Here is a 3276-nt window from a genome sequence, read left to right as displayed (position 1 = left end):
AACTCATGAATATATTTGGAATATACAGAGCATAAAATGTGGAAGCAATACGACCGCATTCTTCTCCAAAAACCATTGCCGCAATACGATAAATAAAAAGTGCAGTTCCTGCGCAAAATAACACATTAAATAGTTGCAAAGCAAATAATGTATTACCAAATATACGAATAATTACTGACTCATATATAATAAACGGCAAATGAGTTACAGTCCCTATATTATTACCAATTGCAATCTCCTTTGCAGACTCATACATCACTTTCATATCACCAATTATTGGAGCGTCTACAAATAACAGCATACTAAGCCTCACAAGTATAGATACACTTATAAGAAAAATAAGAAATTGTTTGTCTGTAAAACGATATTGTAGAATTGATGCCACTAACAAAATGAGTATGACGAAAATTGCCAATATGATTGTTACACTTGTTGTACTTCCTCCAAAAAATTGCTTACTTGTCTCAAATGCTGTCCAACAACTATAAACAAAAAATGCGAGCATCGCACCAATCGTAATTTTATTGAAGAAAGATGAAAAATTTGTTTGTATATGATTCATATGTCCATTGCACCTCTATTTCCATTCATAACAAAACGATTCTATCATGAATGGGTACACGGCTGATAGGGAATTTCTATGACAAATATATAGTCATTACTTTTTACTTGCAATGTAAGCGAATCCTCTTTTACACTACATTTTAGATAAAATAAATTTTCTTTCAGTTACATGAATACAAATACAGAAGTTTAAATAATCCTCTTTTGGAATACGCTTTACTTTATTAAATATCTAATATGAGTAATCCACTTACACATATTATTCTGATTGAAAACAGACTATAGGGGCTGAATATATGGAAAAGAAATTCATGCGAGAATCAAAAGCAATTAAAACAACACGTGTTTTTCCTAACGATTTAAATAATCACCAAACACTTTTTGGAGGGAAATTATTAGCAGAAATTGATAGTATTGCTTCAATTGCGGCTGCAAGACATAGTCGTAAACATTGCGTAACAGCATCTATTGATTCAGTTGATTTTTTAACCCCAATTCACCAAGCTGATTCTGTTTGTTATGAAGCATTTGTATGTTATACAGGGAAATCTTCAATGGAAGTTTTCGTAAAAGTAATCGCAGAAAATTTATTAGCAGGCGAGCGTAGAATTGCCGCCACTTGCTTCATTACATTTGTGGCAATAAAAGATGGAAAACCTTCGTCCGTACCACAAGTACTTCCTGAAACTGAGGAAGAACATTGGTTACACACAACCGGTTCAGAACGCGCGGAAAATAGAAAAAAAGGACGTTTAAAAAGTAAAGAAATGGCTGAGGTTTTAACTTTAAATAAACCTTGGAATATTTAATACGATACTCTTCCATATACATGCATAGGTTCTTTCTTCCTTGCATGTATTTTTTATACAAAATATTCTCTCTTATCCTTTTATTCTCAATCTGTTCTCTTAAAACATGCACCAGCTTTTCCTTTATTTTGTTATACTGTTAATGGTATATTAAATAAAGTTCGTTTAAAAATAACCATAATATGATTAAGTATATAAGGGATGGTGCGGTAATGACTATTGAAGTACCAATTTCAATACCAAAAACGTTAATTATTATTCCAGCGTATAACGAGGAAGAAGCAATTGCAGATACATTAACAAGATTATTAAAACTAAAACAGCATTTTACTGGATTAAGCATTTGCGTTATTAATGATGGATCACACGATAAAACAGCTCAAATCGTAAAAGAATTTCCTGTTCACCTTGTGAATTTACCCTATAATCTAGGTATTGGCTCAGCTGTACAAACTGGATATAAATACGCATATGAGAATGGATATGATATTGCGATTCAGTTCGATGCTGATGGACAACATAACCCAGATGATTTATATAAAATTATAAAGCCTATCGCTGAAGATGAATGCGATATGGTACTAGGGTCACGTTTTACAGAAAAAACAGCATATAAAGGTAGTATTTCCAGAAGAATCGGTATTTTTTATTTTACTGCCCTATTGAAAGTACTAACAAAACAAACATTTATGGATCCAACTTCTGGATATCGTGCTATCAATCGAGAAGTAATTACAATTTTTGCACACAATTATCCAAAAGATTATCCAGAACCAGAAGTTCTTATTCATTTAAAAAAGAAAAAACTTCGCATTAATGAAATATCTGTAAATATGCAAGAGCGACAAGGTGGACAATCTTCTATCACACCTTTTAAATCTGCATATTACATGATTAAGGTAAGTCTTGCTATATTGATGCAAAAAATCGTGAAAGGTTGATAATAAATGCCTATAATTACCTTTTCATTCATCTTTATTTTATTATTATTATTATTAATTATTAATTCTATTCGTCGCGGAACTTTAGAAACGAAATATGCTGTTTTGTGGATTTTTGTTTGTATTGCAATGGCTATTTTAAGTTCTACCGATAAAATTATAAACTGGATTGGAAAACTATTAAAAGTAGAATATCCCCCTTCCATTTTATTTTTATTTGGATTATTATTCTGTTTCATCTTAATTTTTGACCTAACAAGAAAAATTTCTAAACAACATCATCAACTTGTAACATTAACGCAAGATTATGCGTTACTAAAGCAAAAATTAAATGCAACGGAGACAGAAAAAGAATAACCTATCATTTCAATTCTTAATACAAAAGCCTCTTACTTTCATATTAAGAATTGAAGGGCACTCCACTTGTTAGACATATTCTAACAAGTGGAGTGCATTTTTTATGGCTCAATTTTCTTCAACAGAAAAAATCCAAGTAGTGAAACAATATTTGGATGATACAGAAAGCGAAAAAATAATTGTTAAATCTATAGGAGTTACTCCATATAGCGATATAAATAATCAATAATTATATTTCTTAATCAAAGCCTCCCATAATAGACTACCTATTATTCCAAGTATACAGCTCCAAACAGAATAACTACCTTTTATACACATTATAAATAATATAAAAAGTTGATTTACAAAGTTTATATGCGGTAAACTTATACAGATGTTCTTGTTCTTACTTTTAAAATTTTAGAATAAATATTTTGGTTCATTACAAAATTAAAAATATATTTAGAAGGGTTCTATTATGCAAAAATCAATTGCTAAAAATATTATATACAAAATTTTACTAAACATTTTCAATGTCATACTTCCAATTCTTGTTGGCCCCTATGCTTATCGTACACTAGGTGCCTCTTCGATGGGGAAAGTGAACTTCTCTGAAACAATTTTTA

4 protein-coding genes and 2 pseudogenes are annotated in these 3276 nt (G+C 30.5%); 5 read left to right on the top strand and 1 reads right to left on the bottom strand.

Going from position 1 to position 3276, the window contains the following annotated elements:
- A pseudogene (locus MR083_RS26290) lies at nucleotides 1–562 on the bottom strand (hypothetical protein); the annotation flags it as partial.
- A gap of 298 nt (nucleotides 563–860) precedes the next feature.
- On the opposite strand from MR083_RS26290, the gene MR083_RS26285 reads away from it, so the two are divergent.
- From MR083_RS26285 to MR083_RS26270, 5 genes and pseudogenes are all read left to right on the top strand, one after another.
- Nucleotides 861–1373, top strand: coding sequence for an acyl-CoA thioesterase (locus tag MR083_RS26285; RefSeq protein WP_000412121.1), 513 nt, complete (start codon nucleotides 861–863; stop codon nucleotides 1371–1373).
- 212 nt (nucleotides 1374–1585) lie between these two features.
- Nucleotides 1586–2314, top strand: coding sequence for a glycosyltransferase family 2 protein (locus MR083_RS26280; protein ID WP_000151538.1), 729 nt, complete (start codon nucleotides 1586–1588; stop codon nucleotides 2312–2314).
- Nucleotides 2315–2320: 6 nt separating this feature from the next.
- Complete coding sequence (locus MR083_RS26275) at nucleotides 2321–2671, top strand: DUF2304 domain-containing protein (protein ID WP_001121775.1); 351 nt, start codon at nucleotides 2321–2323, stop codon at nucleotides 2669–2671.
- 103 nt (nucleotides 2672–2774) lie between these two features.
- Nucleotides 2775–2900: a hypothetical protein gene (locus MR083_RS27890; protein ID WP_000046732.1), complete on the top strand. Its 126-nt coding sequence runs from the start codon at nucleotides 2775–2777 to the stop codon at nucleotides 2898–2900.
- 228 nt (nucleotides 2901–3128) lie between these two features.
- Nucleotides 3129–3276: pseudogene (locus MR083_RS26270) on the top strand (flippase); the annotation flags it as partial.

This window comes from Bacillus cereus group sp. BfR-BA-01408, from assembly GCF_022663305.1.
GTDB classification, from domain to species: Bacteria; Bacillota; Bacilli; order Bacillales; family Bacillaceae_G; genus Bacillus_A; species Bacillus_A pacificus.
Note: the sequence above shows the minus strand (reverse complement) of the source record. Positions and strands in the feature narration are given on the sequence as shown.